Raw genomic sequence first — 20650 nt, 5'->3', positions numbered from 1 at the left:
AAAAAAATAATAATATGTTAACTCTTTTACAAACAGATTCTTATGAAAATGTAAATGCGGTTTCAGGTGCCGCTGCCGCAGGATTAGGAATCGGAACCATGATTTTCAGTTTACTTATCTATATATTTTATGGATATTGTATGTATAAGATCTTCCAGAAAGCAGGCAGAGAAGATGCCTGGGCTGGTTTTATTCCCATTTATAATACGATTGTGATGCTGGATATTGTAAAGAAACCTATTTGGTGGATTATCTTATTCTTTATTCCTTTAGTTAATCTATTTATTGCATGGATAGTCTATGACAGGCTGGCAAAGGGCTTTGGAAAAGAAACTCCTCTATACACAATCTTGTTATTTTTCCTTGGATGTATTTTTATTCCTGTATTAGGACTCGGAAGTGATTCTTATGATAAAAATAGAATTCCGGATGATTTTAAATAATAAACCTAAAAGACAAGACTTCAGCAATGAAGTCTTTTTTTTGTAGAATTAATTTTATATTGATTGTAAATTAATTATAGATTTAATGAAATATTTGAAATAGAAATAATATTAATTTTGAGCCCGTAGAATGTGTATAAAATTATTCAGTGTATTTATAAAAATATGAATTAATACATTGAAAAATACCTTCTGTATGACGAAACTGGAAATGTGTAATTTAAACAAAGAAAAATTTTAATTGTCCACTTATAAGATTTCTACAGATAGATTTTAAGATAATACTTATGAGTATTAGTGAAGGCTTCATTAAATGAAGTTTTTTTGGTTAAACTATTTTAACAGTTATTAAGATTTTCTTATGTTTGCATAATTTTAATAACCATGATGAAGATCTTATTTCTTGGGGCTTTAACTGCCACAGCTTCAATGTACTTTGCGCAGATATATCCCGTTTCTGCAATTCCTGAAAATTTAAAGAAGAATGCAAATATTGTCATCCGAAAAGAACTGACAACCATTCAGATTAATAAAATTGATGATATAAAATATCAGTATAACACGATTACTACTGTTTTAAATAAGGATGGAAATGAAAAAGCAATAGCTTATATTCCTTATGATAAAGACAATAGTATCTCAGATATAAAAGTGACTATCTATGACGAGGCCGGTAAAAAAGTAAAAAGTTTCTCTAAATCTGACTTTAGTGATTTTGCCAATAACCGGCAAGGTGTATTTTATTCTGATAACCGACTTTTAGTACTTAATTATACTCCTGTTCAATATCCGTATACGATAGATTTTTCATATCAGATAACCGATAAAAAAACCATTTTCCTTCCCGATTTTGTACCGTTCTATTCTACCAACACCTCGTTGGAAGAAGCGGAATTTAAAGTAATTAATACCTCTGGTATTGAACTGCGGTCTAAAATTTACCCTTCACCATATAATTATGCTGCTGTAAGCGAAAATGGCAGTGGCGGTGAAAAAAAGTATTCCTATAAAAATGTTCCTGCAGTAAATGATGTTTCACTTTTGCCGCAACCTTTAAAAATCTTACCTAAGGTAAGTTTTGCTCTGGCAAAATTCAATTTATCGGGAAGACAGGGAGATTTAAATAACTGGACAGATTTCGGGAGCTGGTATTATAAAAACCTCATAGAACCTGTTGCCGTTTCTACCCCGGAAATCAAATCTGAAATTGCAGCGTTGCAGCTTCAGGGGTCTGTTGAAGATAGAGTGAAAAAGATTTATCAGTATATGCAGGCCAAAACCAGATACATTTATGTAGGATTAGGAATCGGAGGCTGGCTTCCGATGATGCCTAATGAAGTTCATAAAAAAGGATACGGAGATTGCAAAGGCCTTACCAATTATATGAAAACTTTATTGGATGAAGCTGGAATACCGTCCTATTACTGTGTAATCAATTCAGGATTTTCTCAGGTATCTTTTGACCCTGATTTTCCAAAAATGGGCGGAAATCATGCTATCTTAATGGTACCTACAGAGAAAGGGAATATCTGGCTTGAAAATACCTCACAACAAACGGCATTTAATCACCTGAGTTACAGTACTACTGACAGAAATGTACTTTCTGTAAAGAAAAATGGTATTGAGCTTATCTCTACTCCTGTTTATACTGCTGAACAGAATAAAGAAAAACAAATTCTTAAAATTAAGCTGGCGGAAGATAACAGTATCACCGGAGAGGTAAACTTTTCATATACCGGAAGTCAGTATGATTATAATCTTGTATATGCCAACCTTGATTCTAAAGAGAGAAATGAAACCTTGAAAGAGAGATTAAATGTTTTAAACTTTGAAAAGGTGGAAATGAAAAATTTCGTCAATGACAGAGATAAAGCTGTTATTACCTATGATATTGATTTTAAAACCAATAATTTTTCAAAAAGAGCAGGCAATAGTCTGATATTCAGAGCGGTTCCTATATTCTCTGATAATGTTTATAAAACAGAAGAAAACAGAGAACTGCCCTTTGAAATCGGACAATCTTTTGAAGATGAATATGAGATTAGTTTTAGTATTCCTGCAGGATATAAAATTGATGAGACGCCTGAAGATGCCCATATAAAATCTGAATTCGGATACTATAAACTAAGCTTTGCCAAGAATGGGGAACAAGTGAAAGTGATCAGAAAAATACAAATCAATAAAGGGACATATCCCAAAGAGAAATTCAATGAGTACATTAATTTCAGAAAGAAAACAATAAACATGGACAATTCAAAAATTTTAATTACAAAAATCTAAGATGAAGAAAATAGTGATGCTAATCGTTTGTGCGGCCAATATAATGTTGGTGACGGCACAAAAACATGAGTTTCTGGATCCCCCTAAATTTAATGAGGCAGATTTGTCTAAAACAAAATCAGCGCTGGATGAAAATGCTCCGGCAGAAATTCTTTATAAATCGGTTCATTTTTTAGTAGATATAACTACAGGAGATTTACACAAGAAATACTTTTACAGAGTAAAAATATATAATAAAGATAAAGCAGAAGATTGGTTGAATGTAGAAGTTCCGCTTTATCAGAATGCTACAGAGCAGGAAGTTTTAAATAAGTTTAAAGCTTTTACTTACAATCTTGAAAACGGGAAAACAGTTCCTGTAAAAGTTGAGAAGAGCTCCCAGTATAAAAGTAAAGAAAGCAAATATACTACAGTAACTAAATTTGCTTTTCCTAATGTGAAGAATGGTTCTGTTCTGGAATATCAGTATGAGGTGCTGTCTCCGTTTTTATATGCAATCCCTGAGTTTTTAGTAGAATCGGATACTCCTTCTCTTTATACGGAATATGTTATTGATTCTCCGCTTAATATTGCCTATAATATGAATTATACCGGAAGCTTAACTCCTAAATACAGAGATGTAAGTGATAAGTACCTGTATAACAATCAGTATAAAACATACAGATTTGGTTTTGAAAATTTAAAAGGTTTTAAGACTGAGAAATTTGTACGAAATGACAGAAATTACCGTACAAAGATCAGTGCGGAGCTTCATTCTACCAACTTTAAAGAGCTTAAACTATATTCATCTTCCTGGGATCAGATCGGGAAAAGACTTTATGAGCGTGAAGACTTTGGTGAGGAACTGAAAAAAACGAGACTGGCTAAAGATAAAATGCCGGCAGGAATTGCCGAATTGAAAACACCTGCTGAAAAAGCCAATGCCATCTTTAATTATGTTCAAAAGACATTTACCTGGAATAAAGATAAAGGAATTTATACGGAAGACGGAATTAAAAAGCTTTTAGAAACCAAACAGGGAAATGCTGCAGAAATTAATCTTTATCTGGTCATGCTTTTGAGAGAAGCTGGCCTAAAAGCCGATCCGCTGGTTATTTCAACAGTAGATAACGGATTGATCAATCTGGCATCTCCTAATATAGCAAATATGAACTATGTACTGGCGGCTGTCAATATGGGCGATGGGTTTCACATTTATGATGCGACCTCTAAACAATCTTCAGTGGATCAGATTCCTTTGAAAAACTGGAACCAGTTTGGGATTTTAGTAGGAAAAGATAAAGTGGAGCAGATCCAGATGACCAATAATAAACCTGGAAGTACATTCCTTACAGTGAATGCAAAGATTAATGATGACGGAAGCATTTCCGGAACATATTCTGACAGAGATACAGGGGTTTTTGCCATGCTTGTTAAGGAAAGCTATGACGAAAATACTGAAAAGTATAAAAAACAGTATAATGAAAATTTCTCTATAGATTTCACGGGAATTGATTCAAAAGTTTTGGATAACGGCGAATTTGAGAGTACGATGAGCTTTTCTTCAAATAACCTGATTGACCGGGTAGGAAAGAAAATGATCATCAATCCAATGTTGTTTTTAAGTAAAAGTTCTAATGAGTTTGATCAGACGGAAGAAAGAAGGTATCCTATTGATTTTGGTGCTCCGACATCAAAAGTGAAAAAGATCACTCTTGAAATTCCTGAAGGCTATGTCATAGAAGAAATGCCTAAAAATAAAAGAATTGTAACTGAAGATAAGGAAATAGAATACAGTTATACTGCCGTACAAAATGGAAATAAGCTGGAAATTACCTCTGCTACTAAAGTGATAAGTCCGGATTATCCTAAAGAATATTATCCTGCTTTCAAACAGATCTGGGGAGTTGCATCCAAACATGAAAATCAGGTGATCAGTTTAATTAAGAAGTCCTAATTGTCTTTTTGTGACTTTTATTTACAAAAAAATATTAATTTTTTTCAAAAACCATTCATCTTTTGAATGGTTTTTGTATTCATATGAAAAATTATAAATTATGAAAAATACGACTGCTGTTTTAGCGTTATCTGCATTTTTCCTTTTTGCTGCCTGTAAAAAAACGGAAACAGTTGCGGCAACAGAAAAAGCAGAAAACAAACCATCCGGAGAAATGGTTGTAGATTCTGTTAAAATCAGTGATTCTACAAAAATAACAGATTCTATAAAAGTGGCCTTTATGGCTAAACTTTTGGTTTTTCCTTCATTAAAGGATAAAAAACTTCTGGACAGTATTTACTTTCAGGAAAAGAATATTAAGGATTTTTCTAAACAGGGGCTTCAGGCTTATCTGGAAAAAGAAAAACAGAACTACTTTTCTTCTGTAAAAAATGACAGCAAAGATTGGGCTTCAGATATTACGTACGCCCAGAACTGGTATTCAAGTTCCCATATGAATCTTATTTCGAATACTAACGGTTATATGCATATCCAATATACAGGAAGCGGATACGAAGGGGGAGCACATGATAATTACGGATTTTCAGAAAGAGTATTCGACCTTAAAAATAATAAAAAACTGGAATTGAAAGACATTACCTCAATGCCCGCAGGTAAGATTGGGGATATTCTGATGAAAAATGTTAATAAAATCAACAGCGGAACGACAGATGCAGAAGGAGAAGTGAAAAACTCAGAAATGCTGTTGGTTGATAAAATTCCTGCCACTAATAATTTCTATTTTGATCAGGATCGCCTGTATTTTCATTATAGCCCTTACGAAATCGCAGCTTTTGCTGCCGGAGATATTACAATTCCCGTTTCCTGGGAAGAATTAAAGGGGACCCTCAATACAGAATTTAAAGAAAGAATGAAAATTAAATAGATTAATGCTTCCGGATCAGGAAGCATTGTTTATTTTTGCAGTAATGGAAAATGTAGCTTTTATCATCAATCCTTTTTCGGCCAAAAAGAATTATCAGCCATTTCTGGATGAACTTAAAACTAAGGTAAATAACCCTTTGTATTATGTTTCAGAATCTATTCCCGGAACAGATGAGTTTATTCAGACTCATTTTGATAATGTAGATATCTTTGTAGCTATTGGGGGGGATGGAACCATCTCTACGGTCGCCCAAAATCTGATTTCTACAGATAAAATTCTGGCCATATTTCCGGCAGGTTCAGGAAATGGATTTTCCAATGAAACCCGTTTCAGTAAAAATCTGGATGAGCTTTTGCAGAAAATAAAAGCGAAAAAATCAAGAAAGATTGATACCTTCACTGTTAACGACAGACTTTCTATTAATGTTTCAGGTACCGGATTTGACGGTAAAGTCGTTAAAGAATTTGAGAAAACAAGCCGCGGATTTAAGAATTATATCAAAGTTTCTCTGAAAACATTCTTCAATTATAAACCCATTAAAGTAAAGTTTTTTGACGAGCAGTACCAGCAATACAATGGCAGATATCTTATGTTGAATATTGCCAATACCCGTCAATTTGGTAATAATGCCTACATCGCCCCTAAAGCGAGTAAAAGTGACGGACTGGTAGATATGGTTCTGGTGAAAAAATTTCCGCTTACCTATTCAGCACTATTTGCGTTCAGAATGTTTACCAAAAGACTGAAAGACGATGAATATGTTACTTATCTTCCGGTTTCTGAAATTTCATTTCAGGTAAATACAAAGAACTGGCATCTTGACGGAGAATTTAACAAAATAAAATCACCGGTCCACGTGAAAGTGCAACCGGCAAGTTTGAATATTTTAGTTTAAAGCTTTCTTCAACCTCGTTTTAATCTATTTCTGTATGATTCAGACTATACTGGAGCTGTTCTTTATCAAGTTGCTTTTCCCAGTTGGCAACCACTATTGTAGCTACGGCATTTCCTATCACATTGGTTAGCGCTCTGCATTCACTCATAAATTTATCTATTCCTAAAATCAGGGTCATTCCCGCAAGCGGAACTTCAGGAACTACAGCTAATGTTGCAGCCAGAGTAACAAATCCTGCACCGGTAACTCCGGCAGCACCTTTGGAACTTAGCATGGCTACAAATAAAAGCATCAGTTGCCTTTCCAGGGGAAGATGTATATTCAGCGCCTGAGCGATGAAAAGCGCGGCTAAAGTCATATAAATATTGGTTCCGTCCAAATTAAATGAATATCCGGTGGGGACTACCAGTCCGACAATTGCTTTAGAGCAACCTGCCTTTTCCAGTTTTTCCATCAGTCTCGGAAGAGCCGGCTCAGAAGAGCTTGTTCCCAATACCAGAAGCAATTCTTCTTTAATATAAAGAAGCAATTTGAAAATACTGAACCCGTTATACCATGCCACAGCTCCCAGAACTAATACAACAAACAGGATAGAGGTTATATAAAAGGTAAGTACCAGATAAATCAGATTCAGTACAGAATGAATGCCGTATTTTCCTATTGTGAATGCTATCGCTCCAAAAGCTCCTACAGGAGCAAGTTTCATTAATATATGTACAATCTTGAAAATCGGAGCAGATAAATCCTGAAGGAAATCTGTAATTCTTTGACTTTTTTCTTTGGTTAATACCAATGCTACTCCCGTTAAAATGGCAACGAGAAGTACCTGAAGAATATTATCTCCAACCAACGGACTGAATAAGGTTTCCGGAATAATATTCATAATAAACCCGGTAAGAGAGGTTTCATGAGCTTGTGCCTTATACTATGATACATCTCCTGAAAGACTAGAAGGGGCAATATTCAAACCATGACCAGGATGCAGGACATTGGCTACAATGAGCCCAATGATCAAGGCCAGTGTGGAAAATGTAAAAAAGTAAATCATTGCTTTGATGGCAATTCTCCCTACTTTTTTAAGGTCTGTCATGTGGGCAATTCCCAATGTCAGCGTAATAAAAATGACGGGAGCAATGATCATTTTAACCAGTTTAATGAATCCGTCTCCCAGTGGTTTCATCTTCTCTCCCAGTTCAGGGTAGAAGTTCCCCAAAAGAATACCTGCAATGATGGCAAGAAACACCTGAAAATATAGCTGTTGAAAGAGTTTTTTTGACTTCAAAAGAAATAATTTTTTGCATCGCGAAATTATGAAATTTTTCCAAATTCATGATAAAAATCATGAATTTGTAATGAAAGAGTTAAAGCTATTAAAAAAATAGGGTCCGGAAGGGAAAATCAGTACGCATCAAAAAAGGGCTAGAACATATTTCTAACCCTTTTTTTGATGAATGTTAAGTATCAATAATTATTCAACAGCAACTGAGTCATCACCACGACCGTCTGCTACAGCATGGATGTTTCCGTTTTCATCAAGAACAATCATTTCTGTTTTACCGATCTGTTTTACTTTTTCAATAACATAATTTTTACTTTTAAGTTCGGAAATGGTACTTTCCGGAAAGTTATTTTCAACACTAATGCTTTCCGGAAGCCATTGGTGGTGGAATTTTGGTGCATTGACCGATATATTGGCATTCAGTTTAAAATCCACAACATTTACGATAGATTGATATACTGAAGTCGGAATCGTTGTTCCTCCGGGAGTTCCCACGACCATAAAAGGTTTCCCGTTTTTAAGGATAATTGTCGGAGTCATGGAAGACAGCATTCTCTTATTAGGCTGAATAGAATTAGCTTCTCCCCCTACTGCTCCAAACATATTCGGAACTCCTGGTTTGATGGAGAAATCATCCATTTCATTATTTAAAAAGAATCCGGCTCCTGAAACAAGCACTTTACTTCCGTAATAGCCGTTAAGTGTTGTGGTTACAGAAGCGGCATTTCCATCCTTATCCAATACGGAAATATGGGTTGTCTGCATAGATTCTTTAGGCTGTTCAATAATTTTACCCACTTCTGAACTTGGCGTGGCTTTATCAAAACTAAAACTTTTCCATCTTCCTTTCAGGTAATCGTCAGAGATCAGATAGGATGTTTTATCCTGAATGAAATCAGGGTCACCCATGTATTCGGCTCTGTCTGCAAAGGCTCTTCTTTCTGCTTCAGCCATGATCTGAACAGCTTTTGTAGAGTTTTGCTGGTATTTCTCAAGATTTTCGAAACTAGCCATTCTGAGCATCTGGGCAAGAAGAACTCCACCGCTTGAAGGTAAAGGCATCGTTACCACATCGTTCCCTTTATAATCAAATTCAAGAGCCTTTCTCTCTGCGACTTTATAATTTTTAAGATCTTCAAGGGTGATGATTCCGTTGCCTCTTTTCATCTCAGCTACCAAAAGATCAGCTGTTTTCCCTTCATAAAAACCTTTAGCACCTAATTTCTGGATGAGTTTCAGCGTTTCAGCCAGGTCTTTTTGGATCAAAAGATCGCCGGCTTTCCATGGAGCATCTTTTACAAAAATGATAGAAGATTTATTGTGTTTCTGGAATTTTTCTCTCTGACTATTCAGCATTTCTGCTTCTTTATCTGTGATGGTAAATCCTTTTTCTGCCAGATCAATAGCAGGCTGAATAATCTTTTCCATTGGAAGCTTACCATATTTCAGGGTCGCAAAAAAACCGGCTACACTTCCGGGAATGCCCACTGCAAGTCTTCCGTTTTGAGAAAGATCTGTATCTGCTTTTCCTTTTTTATCAATGTACATGTCACGGGAAGCTTTTTTCGGAGCTGTTTCCCTGTAATCCAGTGTAAATTTTTCACCATTATTTTTTACGCCGACTAAAAATCCGCCGCCACCAATATTTCCTGCCTGTGGATAAACAACAGCAAGTGCGTATTGGGTTGCTGTAATAGCGTCGTAGGCATTACCGCCCATTTTTAAGATTTTCGCCCCCGCTTCACTGGCTAATGGGTGTGCAGAGACTACAACACCTTTCTTTTTTACCTGTACTTCCTTGATAATATTGATATCTGTGAACTGAGCCCAGCTGAGTTGAGCTGCCAACAGCATCGAAGCAATTAAAATCTTCTTCATACTAATTGTTTTTTCTTTAGAACAAAATTATTGATTTTTTGTGTAAATCATTGTCTGTAAGGTTGGAGATAAGGTGTTTTATCCGAAATAACTATGGATTTTGAGGATTGTTATTTCTTAAGTATATATTATAAAACAGTCATTCTGTGCTGTTTACCGGATTGTATGTATTGCTCTACCCGAATGATAGATTAAAAAGATCACTGATATTAGCACAGGATATCATCTTATGAATGCAGGTCCGGATTTTACAGATAAGTTTTGATCATAATGGCAGGCCTTTTTTTTAAATACACCTTTTTTATTATGGTTGACATGTTTTTTTTACTTTTGTAGAATTCTAAAAAAATCTGAAAAATGGAATCCTATACGGAAAGAATACTGATTACCGGTGCTTTGGGACAAATCGGCACCGAATTGACGAACAGACTTGTTGAAATTCACGGAGCGGAAAATGTTGTAGCTTCAGGTCTGGACAGATGGCAGGAAGGAATTACTTCTGCCGGGCATTATGAAAGAATGGATGTTACCAATACACAATTGGTGAGACAGATTATTCAGGACTACGATATCACAACTGTGTATCACCTGGCTTCTCTGTTGTCCGGAACTTCGGAAAAGCAACCTATTTTCGCATGGAAATTAAATCTGGAACCTCTGCTTCATTTTTGTGAAATGGCGAAGGAAGGACTTATTAAAAAGATCTTCTGGCCAAGTTCAATCGCTGTATTTGGAAAAGGAATTCCAAAACATGATGTAGGGCAGGAGGTAGTACTTAACCCGACAACAGTTTACGGAATTTCCAAAATGGCAGGAGAAAAGTGGTGCGAGTACTATTTCGATAAATACGGAGTAGATGTGAGAAGTATCAGATACCCTGGACTCATTTCCTGGAAAACTCCTGCAGGTGGCGGAACAACTGACTACGCTGTTGAGATTTTTTATAAAGCGATAGAAGACGGAAAGTATACAAGTTTCATATCTGAAAATACAGGAATGCCGATGTTGTATATGGATGATGCCATCAATGCAACCCTGAAATTAATGGAAGCCCCGAAAGAAAATTTATCGGTGCGTTCATCTTATAATTTAGGAGGAATGTCATTTACTCCTAAAGAACTGGCTGAAGAAATTAAAAAAGAAATTCCGGATTTTACCATTGATTATAACCCGGATTTCAGACAGGCGATTGCAGATTCGTGGCCGGCTTCTATTGATGATTCTGTAGCGAAAAAAGACTGGGGACTGACTTATGATTTCGGAATTTCTGAAATGACGAAAGATATGATCAAGAATCTGAAAGTAAAATTGGCTAAGAATTAATCATGTAAAGTAATACTTTAATTAAAAATTGCTTTAACTATTGATTTTTAATAGATTATATAATTTATATAAAATTTAATTTAAATGGTATTATTGACTTTTAACATACTGAATATGGAGGCTGAATCAGAAAACAGCTCTTCATTTTCTGATGAAGAAAGATTAAAAATAACAGAAGATAACACAAAAGCAATTCTTAGAATTTTAGATATTCATGACATAAAAGCGAGTTTTTTTGTTGAGGTTTCTCTCACTGAAAAACTGCAGAATCTTATAAAAGCAATTTCATCCAAAGGGCATGAAATTGCTTTTTATAATAAAGGATCAAATCCGGAAGAAATTGAAAATGCCAAGAAGAATATTCAGGATCTTCTGGAAAAACAGATCCGGGGAATTCGTCAGAAAGACATGAAAGTACCACAGGAAAAATTGAAGTTGATGGAATTTAATTATGTTTCCAATATTGACAATGCGGATATTCTTTTCCCGTTCAAACGTCTCAGAAGAGATACTGAAATTACTGAAGAAGACGGATTGAGTATTGTTCCGGAAAGTATCTCTCCTTACAGCCAGTTGCCCTATAATGATTTTGTATTTCAGATTCTGCCGATGAAGTATTATCAGAACATGGTTTTAGAAACCTTGCAGAATGAGGAATTCGTTCTGATCTATCTTAATACATGGCAGTTTACAGACTTTAAGAAATATAGGTTTCAGATTCCTTTTTACCGAAGCTTATTTTCGGGCAAAAAAATGGAGGACAAATTAGATGCCCTCCTTACTTTTCTCAATGACAGGGAAATGGCTACTTCCCGAATGAAAGATTATATTTTTTAAACTGTAAATGTATAGACGGATAGTCTGTTATCCGGTAATGCGTTAACTCAGTTCAAAAAGGGTGATTTCCGGTAAGACGCCGACTCTTCCAGGGTATCCGAGTACTCCGAATCCTCTGTTTACGTACAATAGCTTGCCCTCACTTTCATAAAGATCCGCCCATTTAGGGTAACGATACTGAACCGGTGACCATTTTATATTTTTGAGATCCAGCCCAAACTGCATTCCGTGGGTGTGACCTGAAAGGGTTAAATGAACATTTGCAGGATGCTTTTTAACCACATAGTCAAAGTGAGTAGGGTCATGGCTCATTAAAATCTTAGTAGCGGATTCCGGAACGTTTTTTAGAGCATCATCCAGTTTTCCGAATTGCGGAAAAGGTTTTAGTCCCCAGTTTTCAACCCCAAGAATGTATAATTGTTCCCCATTTTTTTCAATAACCCTGTGCTCATTTCTCAGCATGTCAAAACCGGCCTGCTTTTCGTAGTTGATCAGAGTGTCCAGGTTTTTCTTTTTAGCATCAGGAGAATCCCAGGTTACATAATCGCCGTAGTCGTGATTTCCCAGTACGGCAAACTTGCCGTCTTTTGCTTTAATTTTCGAAAATAATGGAATGAAAGGTTTGAACTCTTCCGCTACATTATTAACCATATCTCCGGTGAACAATACCAGATCAGGATTTTGTTCGTTGATCAAGTCAATGGCGTGCTGTAATTTGCCGGGATCCGAAAAACTTCCACTGTGTACGTCTGAGATCTGAACGATTTTATAGCCTTTGAAGCTTTTGGGAAGATTATTGAAATTCACTCTTAGTCTTCTCACTTTGTGTCTGTATTTTCCGAAAGTGATTCCGTCTATGAATAAAGCAGACAAAACACCACTCATTCCTAAGCCGACCAGACTGAGGAATTTTCGCCTTTCCGGAAAGAAGTTTTCAGAAGGTTTGGAAAATCCGATCAGGTAACCTCCGATTCTGACAAGGTCGTCTATTAATAAAAACAGGACCACAAAAATTTTAGGAAGGATGAATATTAAAAATAATGAAATCATAATCTGAGCTCTTACCATGCTTCGGTCTGATCTCTGGTAATGAGTGACTTCATAGGCAAAGACTCCGTATATGATTAAAGATATTACCCAATAGCTGATTCTCAGCCAAAAATTATCCGTTAATGTTCTTACGGCCTGATAAATGTAAATCTCCAGAAAAAGGAAGATTCCGGCAATGATTAAAAGATTTTTTTGCATACTCTGATTTAAAAAAAGCACAAAGAATAATTTCCCTGTGCTTTTTATATTTTTAATGGTTTAAATACTTTTAAGGAAATCTGTAAACGATAGCATTGATGTTCATTCCGGCACCTACCGAAGTCATTACAATGTTACCATTATCTTTAAACGATTGACCAGCCATTTTTCCTTTAATTATTAAATCATACATGGTTGGAATAGTAGCTACAGAGGTATTTCCAAGATCCTGAATTGTCATAGGAGAGATCGAGTGGTCGTATTCTTTTACATCATAAAGTCTGTGAAGTCTCTCAATCATAGCGTAGTCCATTTTTGCATTCGCCTGATGGATAAGGATTTTGTCGATATCTTCAATAGAAAGACCTGCATCTGTAATGGTTTCTTTGATCGCAACAGGAACATTCTTTAGGGCGTACTCATAGATTTTTCTTCCTAACATTCTTACATAAAGACGTTTCTGATCAACTTCTTTATTGATGGAGGGGGCATTTTCAAGGTAATTCAGTTCAGGGCCATTATCACAGATCGTATTGTGGGCAATAATCCCTACATTTTCATCATCCGTTGCTTTTACAACAACAGCACCTGCTCCGTCGGCAAAGATCATTCTGTTTCTGTCATGTGGATCGGTAACACGGCTTAGTGTTTCACCTCCGATAACCAGAATTGTTTTAGCTACTTTAGCTTTAATTAAATTATCTGCTAAAATCATAGCTTCCACCCATCCCGGACATCCGAAAAGCATATCATAGGTTACGCATTTTCTGTTTTTAATACCCAGTTTATTTTTTACTCTCGCTGCCATAGTCGGCATAAAGTCAGCATATCCGTTTTCAGTAACTTCCCCGAAATTACTTGCGTAAATAATATAATCCAGGTCTTCACCGTCTACATTTGCATCTTCAAGGGCAATTTTTGCGGCTTCATAACCGATTTGTGAGTTAGAAAGATCATCCTCGATAAATCTCCTGTTTTCGATTTCTGTAATTTCTACAAACTTCGCAATAGTTTCTTCCACAGGCTTTTCAATTTTTACTCCGTCTTCTGTATAGAACTCGGAATTCATGAAGTAATCTCTACCAATAACTCTGTTCGGAATGTAAGATCCAGAGCCAATAATGATCGTATTCGGCATTCGTTTATATGATTTTTTTAAAGATGCAAAGTTAATAATTAATATTAATAACGGAGAATTAAAAATATTATTAAATTTGCAAAAATTGTACTTTACAATCTATGAAAAACAACTCGTCCTTAAAAGGCTTACTTATTGCAGCTGTGGCGTTTATCGTTGCCTTTGGGATCTACTTCCTTTTTTTAGCCAAGAAGAATTATTATGTTGTAGATAATCCTACCCCGAATACGTATTACTTTAAAATCAATAACGGATCTGAAGGAATCATTTCTGCGGGGCAATATGTGCATGTGGATCTGAATAAAGGGAAAAACACTATTCAGGTTTTTGATCAGAATAAAAAAATGCTTTACGATTCAGCATTTGAAGTGAATAAACTTCGTGGTTTGATCAATATCACACATCAGGATTATTATGTGAACGACCAGTATTACGGATATAATCTGAAAAAAGATTCGTTACTAATGGCACTGGATAAGACAACTATTGACGGAAAGGATTATGTCGGAGGGGCCAAGCACTTCAATAAGCTTTACACAGAAGATTTTTACTACAATGTAGATGAAGATTATGACAAAGTGATCAAGAATATCCAACAAGTGGAATCAAGATCGAAAATTTTCAGAAAGCAGGATTACCTAAATTATTATAAAGAATATTACAAGTTTTAAGTTTTGACAAAAGATATCACTAAAGTTACTCCCTACAATTCAGAGGCTACAAAAAAAAGCCAGGTAGAGGATATGTTTGACAACATTGCGCCGAAGTATGACCTTCTTAACCATGTTTTATCCATGAAAATTGACGTTTTATGGAGAAATAAACTGGTAAGATGGATGAAAAATGATAATCCGCAGGAAGTGCTGGATGTGGCTACAGGAACAGGAGATCTGGCTATTACTATTGAAAAAGGAACAGGCTCAAAAGTAGTTGGTTTAGATTTATCACAACAAATGCTGAATGTTGGCGTTATTAAAATAAAAAAACTTAAATTAGACGGCAAAATTTCCATGCAAAAAGGAGATGCAGAAAATTTACCCTTCGAGGACAATAGATTTGATGCAGTTTCCGTTGCATTTGGAGTAAGGAATTTTGAGAACCTTACCAAAGGTTTGGCAGAGTTAAGAAGAGTAGTTAAAGATAACAAAAGTGTTTATATACTGGAGTTTTCAAAGGTTGAGGGTTTCATGGGGCCATTTTATATGTTTTATTTCAGAAATATATTACCTGCCATCGGCAGATTGGTTTCCAAAGATAATAGGGCATATACATACCTTCCGGATTCTGTAAATGCTTTTCCTTTCGGGGAGAAGATGAAGCAAATTCTTTTAGATACGGGATTTAAGAAAGTTGAATATAAAAAACTAAGTTTAGGTATAGCCACAATTTATAAAGCAACAAAGTAACCTATGAATAAATTTCTATTAAAAGCACTGGTCTTAACCTCAGTAAATGTTGCCGTTTTTGCAAACGCGCAATTCAGAACCCGAAACAGAATGGACAAGCTGGAAGATTTCGACGAACAGAAATTCAGTTGGGGGTTTTATTTGAACGGGAACAGGCTGGACTACCGTATTGTACTTCACCCAAGGTATGGTATGAATGATAACCAGAATCTTGTTACTTCTAAAGACAGTTACAGTTTCGGTGCCGGGCTTATTGCAAAATGGAGACTCAATGACTATCTGGATGTAAGGGTAGAACCAGGGTTACAGTTTGCACAAAGACAGTTGACTTTTAATACGCAATCTAATGACATCTATGCAGGCGGATCTTTAACGAATCCTCCTTTCACACCGTTCCCGCTACAGGATAAAGATAAAGTAAGAGAAATCAAATCTACTTTGATCGATATACCCGTAATGCTTGAACTTCACGGGCAGAGATGGTACAATTCAAGGCCTTATATTGCTGCAGGAGTAAATTATGTAGTCAATCTGCAGTCTAATGCAGGTTCTACCGATGATAATATGCAGCAGATCTTCAGATCTACGACACACAACTTCGCCTGGTCGGCAGAAATGGGAATTCAGTTTTATTTCAACAAATTTAAACTGACGCCTGCTATCAGAGGAACTTTCTTTATGAATAACGAAAAAGTGGCTGATAATGCTACTACGCCTCCATATTGGGCTTCCGCCATCTCTACATTGCAGACAAGAGCGGTTATGTTTGTGCTGAAGTTTGAATAAGAAAATATCATAATGAAAATACATAGGAGGTGCTTCTGCATCTCCTTTTTTGTTGGCAGACCAAAATATAAGGCTTTTTATTTTTGTTAGTGTTAATATTTTTTTATTTTTGCTTCTAGTTAGAATATACAAACCTGAAATGCTTCAAGATTTAGAAAACAATTTTTCAGAAATAGAGAAAAAGATTTTGGTACTGCAGAAGAACTACAAAAATCTTACTGAAAAGTTATCGGAATTAAATACTGAGCATGAGGAACTGAAGATGAAATACGACGAGGAAAGAAGAAAGAATCAGGTATTAGCAGAAGAACATAAAAATATAAAACTTTATTCAGCAATATCAGGAAATCCTGAACACAATAGGTTAATGAAGAATCATATCAACAGATTGGTGAAAGAAATTGATTTCTGTATTGCGCAGCTTCAAAACAGTGGACTATAATGGAGGTAAGGAGAATAACCGTAAACATTGCAGGAAGGGTATATCCGCTGAACGTACCGGCAGCAGAGGAGGAAACTTTGCGTAAAGTCGGGAAGCAGATCGAGAATATGATTAAAGATTTTGAACAGAACTTCGATGTTAGAGATAAGCAGGATGCTTTGGCAATGTGTGCCCTTAAATTAGGAACCAATGCAGAAGTAGTATCTCTTAACTACGAAAAAAATATTAATTCTACCAACGACAGATTAATTCAGATTAATCAAACGCTGGATGAAATCGGGAAATAGATTTTTTTTTCCGGAACAGACTGCCTACAATAATTCTAACACATTAAAGGTAAACTCAACGCTAAACAATTGCCGAACGAATGTCCATTAAATGGCGTGCCGGATTCCCGGATTACAGATAATGGAAATCAGTTCAAATCGTGTTGATTAGGAGTTTACTCTCAATCTCTGAATTGTTGTGGGCTTTTTTATTTTAAAATATTATGAATACAATTAAAACTCAATATAAATTATGATAGAAGTTATAGTCGGTGTTGTTTGTTTAGTAATTGGAGCTGCAGTGGGAATGTTTTTTTCCAGAAGTTCTCTGAATACTAAGGCAAAATTTATTATAGATGATGCAAAGAAAAATGCCGAAAACCTTATAGAAAAAGCTAACGTACAAGCTGAATCCATAAAGAAGGAAAAAAATCTTCAGGCCAAAGAAAAATTCTTGGAACTGAAATCGCAGCATGATGCTGATATTCAGTCTCGTGAGAAGAAAATGCAGGAGGTTGAAAAGAGAACCAAAGATAAGGAGCATAAGCTTAATGATGAGCTCAGTAAAGTTGGGAAACTTGAAAAGGATTTAGATAAACAGATTGCTGATTATTCTAAGAAGAACGAGATTTTAGAAAAGAAACAACAGGAATTAGACACAGCCACTGCTAAAAAGGTGGAAATTCTTGAAAAAATCTCTAACTACACTGCGGATGAGGCTAAAGCAGAATTGGTGGAAACCATGAGAGCTGAAGCCAAAACAAGAGCACAGGCACACGTTCAGAGCATTATGGAAGAAGCTCAGATGAATGCTAAAAACGAAGCGAGAAAGATCGTTATTCAAACGATTCAGAGAATCGGGACTGAGCAGGCTATTGAAAATTCGGTATCGGTTTTCAATATTGAATCAGATGAAGTAAAAGGTAGAATTATCGGTAGAGAGGGTAGAAATATCCGTGCTTTAGAAGCCGTAACAGGAGTAGAAATTATTGTTGATGATACTCCGGAAGCTATTCTTCTTTCATGTTTTGATCCTGTAAGAAGAGAAATTGCAAGATTATCACTTCACAGATTGGTTACAGATGGAAGAATCCACCCGGCAAGAATCGAAGAGGTTGTAGAAAAAACAAGAAAACAGATCGAAGAGGAAATCATTGAAGTAGGAAAAAGAACCATTATTGATTTAGGAATCCACGGATTACACCCTGAATTGATTAAGATCGTAGGTAGAATGAAGTATCGTTCTTCTTACGGACAAAACTTACTTCAACACTCAAGAGAAGTAGCTAATATCGCGGCAACAATGGCTGCTGAATTAGGATTAAATGTAAAACTGGCTAAGAGAGCAGGTTTATTACATGATATCGGTAAAGTTCCTGAGCAGGAATCTGAACTTCCACACGCTTTATTAGGAATGCAGTGGGCTGAGAAATACGGTGAAAATCCGGAAGTAGTAAATGCTATCGGAGCTCACCACGACGAAATTGAAATGAAGTCGTTGCTATCTCCGATCATTCAGGTAGCGGATGCTATCTCAGGGGCAAGACCGGGAGCAAGAAGACAGGTACTGGAATCTTATATTCAGAGATTAAAAGACCTTGAATCTGCAGCCTTAAGCTTCGATGGAGTATCAAGTGCTTATGCAATTCAGGCCGGTAGAGAATTAAGAGTAATGGTAGAGAGCGGAAAGGTGAATGATGAAGTAGCTTCTCAGTTATCTTACGATATCTCTGAAAAAATCCAGAATGAGCTTACCTATCCGGGACAGGTAAAAGTAACAGTAATCAGAGAGACGAGAGCTGTTAATATTGCAAGATAATAACCGGATCAAGATATTTTATAAAAACCTTTCAAGAAATTGAAAGGTTTTTTATTTTTATCAAAACTTAAAAATGCAAGAACTGTCGCTGTCTTCAAAACTGAAGTACATTTTCTCTATTCCCGTTATTATTTCTGCCTTAGGCTATTTTGTAGATATTTATGATCTCCTCTTATTCGGGATCGTAAGGATCCCCAGTCTGAAGGCTTTAGGGCTGAATCCTGATGCTGACGGAACCTTTATTCTGAACTGCCAGATGGTAGGGTTGCTTCTAGGAGGTGTTTTCTGGGGGATTTTTGGAGATAAGAAGGGAAGGCTTTCCGTTCTTTTCGGTTCTATTTTAGTGTATTCTCTGGCAAATATTGCCTGCGGTTTTTTACCTTATTTCCCCAAAGAGCATTTGGTGTACCAATATGCAGGATTAAGGTTTGTTGCAGGGATAGGACTGGCCGGAGAGCTGGGAGCCGGAATTACGCTGGTTTCTGAAAGCCTGCCAAAGAATTTAAGAGCAATAGGAACATCCGTAGTAGCTGGTTTTGGATTAATGGGAGCTGTCGTTGCCCAATTAACTGTAGAATTAGCCGGCGGATGGAATATTTCTTATATCATCGGCGGAGTGATGGGAATTTTATTATTGCTCTTACGAATAAGCGTTTCAGAATCCGGAATTTATAAGAATATGGAACATAGCAGCATAGACAAAGGTAATTTTCTGTCCTTTTTCATGAATAAAGACAGACTGATAAGATATTTAAAATGTATTGCAGTAGGGCTGCCTACCTGGTATTGCATAGGGATTCTGGCTGTTCTAGCCAATCAGTTTGCACCTGAGTTCGGAATAAAGGATCTTAACCCGGGTAAAGCAATTATGTGGGCTTATGTGGGGATTTCTGTCGGTGATCTATCCAGCGGTTTTATTTCACATATCTTAAAATCACGTAAAATGGCGATTTTTTATATGCTGGTTTTTACACTGATCGGAGTAGGAATTAAGCTTTTCGGGAACACCAATACGGAAACAAAATATTACCTGTTCTGTGTATGGCTGGGATTGGGTACGGGATATTGGGCTATGTTTGTGACGCTGGCGGCAGAACAATTCGGAACCAATATCCGGAATACCGCGACGACAACTGTTCCGAATATGGTCCGGGGATTAGTTCCTGTAATGATTTTGGCTTTTGATTTTCTTAAAGGTCATTTGTCGGTAATTGGAAGTGCTGCTGTTGTTGGAACTATTGTATTTGGATTAGCATTTTATTCTTGTCTTACCATCTCGGAAACGCATGACAGAGACCTTGAATTTACAGAGTAATCGATATTGTTTAATAAATTAATGCAACGTGCACCTTGTCTTTTATAGAATAAAAAGTTTATAATCAATAAATTATTTAATTTTTAATTAAATTATGTTGCGAATAATTAATATTTGTTTAACTTTGAAAGGTAACTAAAACTATATTGTTTAATTAAAACTAAATCACATGAACATCATTAAAAATGCTAAAAAATTAAGAAAAGCAGATCTGAAAAATATCACTGGAGGAATTAGCGGAAATCCTGATTTGTCCCTTTGCGGATGCAGCTGTTCAGGTTCCGTAACCGGACCTTGGTACTGCGCTCAGTATATCGGATGTCCTCAGGTGTATACTTGTGGCCAGTCAGCTGTTTAAGATACTATTTCAATATGAAATAAACATTTCCACATTTAATAAGCGTACCCCTCTTGATTTCAAGAGGGGTACGCTG

Annotated in this window: 18 protein-coding genes and 1 pseudogene; 15 read left to right on the top strand and 4 right to left on the bottom strand. The window is 36.1% G+C overall.

What is annotated here, in order from left to right; all coding sequences use genetic code 11:
• The first annotated feature begins 14 nt into the window (after window positions 1-14).
• The 5 genes from JO178_RS03675 (at window position 15) to JO178_RS03655 (ending at window position 6479) form a co-directional block, all read left to right on the top strand.
• Window positions 15-443: a DUF5684 domain-containing protein gene (locus JO178_RS03675; protein ID WP_291931777.1), complete on the top strand. Its 429-nt coding sequence runs from the start codon at window positions 15-17 to the stop codon at window positions 441-443.
• Window positions 444-827: 384 nt separating this feature from the next.
• Window positions 828-2723 carry a DUF3857 domain-containing protein gene (locus JO178_RS03670; RefSeq protein WP_291931774.1) on the top strand — a complete coding sequence of 632 codons (1896 nt, stop codon included), beginning with the start codon at window positions 828-830 and terminating at the stop codon, window positions 2721-2723.
• A gap of 1 nt (window position 2724) precedes the next feature.
• Window positions 2725-4659 (top strand): DUF3857 domain-containing protein, encoded by a 1935-nt coding sequence (locus JO178_RS03665; RefSeq protein WP_291931771.1) that lies wholly within the window; start codon window positions 2725-2727, stop codon window positions 4657-4659.
• A gap of 100 nt (window positions 4660-4759) precedes the next feature.
• Complete coding sequence (locus JO178_RS03660; protein WP_291931769.1) at window positions 4760-5584, top strand: RsiV family protein; 825 nt, start codon at window positions 4760-4762, stop codon at window positions 5582-5584.
• Between the two features lie 43 nt (window positions 5585-5627).
• Window positions 5628-6479, top strand: coding sequence for a YegS/Rv2252/BmrU family lipid kinase (locus JO178_RS03655; protein WP_291932150.1), 852 nt, complete (start codon window positions 5628-5630; stop codon window positions 6477-6479).
• Window positions 6480-6498: 19 nt separating this feature from the next.
• On the opposite strand, the pseudogene JO178_RS03650 reads toward JO178_RS03655, so the two are convergent.
• Both JO178_RS03650 and ggt read right to left on the bottom strand, forming a co-directional pair.
• Window positions 6499-7722: pseudogene (locus JO178_RS03650) on the bottom strand (dicarboxylate/amino acid:cation symporter).
• A 225-nt stretch (window positions 7723-7947) separates the two neighbouring features.
• Window positions 7948-9636 carry a gamma-glutamyltransferase gene (ggt, locus tag JO178_RS03645; protein ID WP_291931766.1) on the bottom strand — a complete coding sequence of 563 codons (1689 nt, stop codon included), beginning with the start codon at window positions 9634-9636 and terminating at the stop codon, window positions 7948-7950.
• A gap of 357 nt (window positions 9637-9993) precedes the next feature.
• On the opposite strand from ggt, the gene JO178_RS03640 reads away from it, so the two are divergent.
• Complete coding sequence (locus JO178_RS03640) at window positions 9994-10959, top strand: NAD-dependent epimerase/dehydratase family protein (protein WP_291931763.1); 966 nt, start codon at window positions 9994-9996, stop codon at window positions 10957-10959.
• Window positions 10960-11073: 114 nt separating this feature from the next.
• Window positions 11074-11796 carry a polysaccharide deacetylase family protein gene (locus JO178_RS03635; RefSeq protein ID WP_365865766.1) on the top strand — a complete coding sequence of 241 codons (723 nt, stop codon included), beginning with the start codon at window positions 11074-11076 and terminating at the stop codon, window positions 11794-11796.
• A 42-nt stretch (window positions 11797-11838) separates the two neighbouring features.
• On the opposite strand, the gene JO178_RS03630 is transcribed toward JO178_RS03635, so the two are convergent.
• Window positions 11839-13044, bottom strand: coding sequence for a metallophosphoesterase (locus tag JO178_RS03630; RefSeq protein ID WP_291931758.1), 1206 nt, complete (start codon window positions 13042-13044; stop codon window positions 11839-11841).
• A gap of 70 nt (window positions 13045-13114) precedes the next feature.
• Window positions 13115-14182 (bottom strand): ketoacyl-ACP synthase III, encoded by a 1068-nt coding sequence (locus JO178_RS03625; RefSeq protein ID WP_291931756.1) that lies wholly within the window; start codon window positions 14180-14182, stop codon window positions 13115-13117.
• A gap of 101 nt (window positions 14183-14283) precedes the next feature.
• On the opposite strand from JO178_RS03625, the gene JO178_RS03620 reads away from it, so the two are divergent.
• The 8 genes from JO178_RS03620 (at window position 14284) to JO178_RS03585 (ending at window position 20574) form a co-directional block, all read left to right on the top strand.
• Window positions 14284-14853 (top strand): hypothetical protein, encoded by a 570-nt coding sequence (locus JO178_RS03620; RefSeq protein ID WP_291931753.1) that lies wholly within the window; start codon window positions 14284-14286, stop codon window positions 14851-14853.
• Between the two features lie 3 nt (window positions 14854-14856).
• On the top strand, window positions 14857-15588 hold the full coding sequence (gene ubiE, locus JO178_RS03615; RefSeq protein WP_115929010.1) for a bifunctional demethylmenaquinone methyltransferase/2-methoxy-6-polyprenyl-1,4-benzoquinol methylase UbiE: 732 nt from the start codon (window positions 14857-14859) through the stop codon (window positions 15586-15588).
• Window positions 15589-15591: 3 nt separating this feature from the next.
• Window positions 15592-16374: a porin family protein gene (locus tag JO178_RS03610; RefSeq protein ID WP_291931743.1), complete on the top strand. Its 783-nt coding sequence runs from the start codon at window positions 15592-15594 to the stop codon at window positions 16372-16374.
• A 139-nt stretch (window positions 16375-16513) separates the two neighbouring features.
• Window positions 16514-16816 (top strand): hypothetical protein, encoded by a 303-nt coding sequence (locus tag JO178_RS03605; RefSeq protein WP_291931740.1) that lies wholly within the window; start codon window positions 16514-16516, stop codon window positions 16814-16816.
• A complete protein-coding gene (locus JO178_RS03600) occupies window positions 16816-17103 on the top strand; it encodes a cell division protein ZapA (protein ID WP_291931737.1) in 288 nt (95 codons plus the stop codon). The genes JO178_RS03605 and JO178_RS03600 overlap by 1 nt, the downstream gene beginning before the upstream one ends.
• A gap of 232 nt (window positions 17104-17335) precedes the next feature.
• Complete coding sequence (gene rny / locus JO178_RS03595; RefSeq protein ID WP_291931734.1) at window positions 17336-18901, top strand: ribonuclease Y; 1566 nt, start codon at window positions 17336-17338, stop codon at window positions 18899-18901.
• Between the two features lie 73 nt (window positions 18902-18974).
• Complete coding sequence (locus JO178_RS03590; RefSeq protein ID WP_291931732.1) at window positions 18975-20216, top strand: MFS transporter; 1242 nt, start codon at window positions 18975-18977, stop codon at window positions 20214-20216.
• Between the two features lie 169 nt (window positions 20217-20385).
• Window positions 20386-20574 (top strand): hypothetical protein, encoded by a 189-nt coding sequence (locus JO178_RS03585; protein ID WP_291931729.1) that lies wholly within the window; start codon window positions 20386-20388, stop codon window positions 20572-20574.
• Window positions 20575-20650 lie beyond the last annotated feature (76 nt).

This window comes from Chryseobacterium sp. (genome assembly GCF_019236175.1).
In the GTDB taxonomy this organism is placed as follows: domain Bacteria; phylum Bacteroidota; class Bacteroidia; order Flavobacteriales; family Weeksellaceae; genus Chryseobacterium.
Note: the sequence above shows the minus strand (reverse complement) of the source record. Positions and strands in the feature narration are given on the sequence as shown.

Coding starts and splice junctions, on each gene's coding strand:
- ggt (WP_291931766.1), bottom strand. CDS start 9,636: ATGAAGAAGATTTTAATTGCTTCGATGCTGTTGGCAGCTCAACTCAGC.
- JO178_RS03660 (WP_291931769.1), top strand. CDS start 4,760: ATGAAAAATACGACTGCTGTTTTAGCGTTATCTGCATTTTTCCTTTTT.
- JO178_RS03665 (WP_291931771.1), top strand. CDS start 2,725: ATGAAGAAAATAGTGATGCTAATCGTTTGTGCGGCCAATATAATGTTG.
- JO178_RS03620 (WP_291931753.1), top strand. CDS start 14,284: ATGAAAAACAACTCGTCCTTAAAAGGCTTACTTATTGCAGCTGTGGCG.
- JO178_RS03640 (WP_291931763.1), top strand. CDS start 9,994: ATGGAATCCTATACGGAAAGAATACTGATTACCGGTGCTTTGGGACAA.
- JO178_RS03610 (WP_291931743.1), top strand. CDS start 15,592: ATGAATAAATTTCTATTAAAAGCACTGGTCTTAACCTCAGTAAATGTT.
- JO178_RS03600 (WP_291931737.1), top strand. CDS start 16,816: ATGGAGGTAAGGAGAATAACCGTAAACATTGCAGGAAGGGTATATCCG.
- JO178_RS03625 (WP_291931756.1), bottom strand. CDS start 14,182: ATGCCGAATACGATCATTATTGGCTCTGGATCTTACATTCCGAACAGA.
- JO178_RS03605 (WP_291931740.1), top strand. CDS start 16,514: ATGCTTCAAGATTTAGAAAACAATTTTTCAGAAATAGAGAAAAAGATT.
- JO178_RS03675 (WP_291931777.1), top strand. CDS start 15: ATGTTAACTCTTTTACAAACAGATTCTTATGAAAATGTAAATGCGGTT.
- JO178_RS03635 (WP_365865766.1), top strand. CDS start 11,074: ATGGAGGCTGAATCAGAAAACAGCTCTTCATTTTCTGATGAAGAAAGA.
- rny (WP_291931734.1), top strand. CDS start 17,336: ATGATAGAAGTTATAGTCGGTGTTGTTTGTTTAGTAATTGGAGCTGCA.
- JO178_RS03670 (WP_291931774.1), top strand. CDS start 828: ATGATGAAGATCTTATTTCTTGGGGCTTTAACTGCCACAGCTTCAATG.
- JO178_RS03585 (WP_291931729.1), top strand. CDS start 20,386: ATGAACATCATTAAAAATGCTAAAAAATTAAGAAAAGCAGATCTGAAA.
- JO178_RS03655 (WP_291932150.1), top strand. CDS start 5,628: ATGGAAAATGTAGCTTTTATCATCAATCCTTTTTCGGCCAAAAAGAAT.
- JO178_RS03630 (WP_291931758.1), bottom strand. CDS start 13,044: ATGCAAAAAAATCTTTTAATCATTGCCGGAATCTTCCTTTTTCTGGAG.
- JO178_RS03590 (WP_291931732.1), top strand. CDS start 18,975: ATGCAAGAACTGTCGCTGTCTTCAAAACTGAAGTACATTTTCTCTATT.